This is a genomic window from Paraburkholderia sp. SIMBA_053 (genome assembly GCF_046534895.1).
Classification (GTDB): domain Bacteria; phylum Pseudomonadota; class Gammaproteobacteria; order Burkholderiales; family Burkholderiaceae; genus Paraburkholderia; species Paraburkholderia caledonica.
The window spans coordinates 1-245 of the sequence record NZ_JAWRXU010001425.1 but is presented as its reverse complement, the minus strand read 5'-3'; the positions used below and the strand labels follow the sequence as shown (position 1 = coordinate 245).

Sequence of the window (245 nt, the reverse complement as noted above, 5' to 3'; positions counted from 1 at the left end):
CCGGCAACATAGAACGCCGCCGTCCGTCCTGCCAACCTGCGCGGGGCGCGCGATCAGGCAGTGGCGGAGGGGTCGTGGACGGGCCGCTGCAGCGCGCGGGTGGCGCGCAGCTGACGCAGCGCCTGCTCGATGCGCTGCCGGGTGCGCGGTTGCCAGTCGTCGTCGCAGACCCGCCAGGCCTCGCGGCGCAGGCACCATTGCCATTGGCTGGCGGCCGCGCTCACTTCCAGCACGGCGCCGGGCAG

Annotated in this window: 1 protein-coding gene; it reads right to left on the bottom strand. The window is 75.1% G+C overall.

What is annotated here, in order from left to right; genetic code table 11:
• Nucleotides 1–53 precede the first annotated feature (53 nt).
• On the bottom strand, nucleotides 54–245 hold a 192-nt coding region (locus SB753_RS40310), incomplete at its 5' end, for a hypothetical protein (RefSeq protein WP_410805578.1).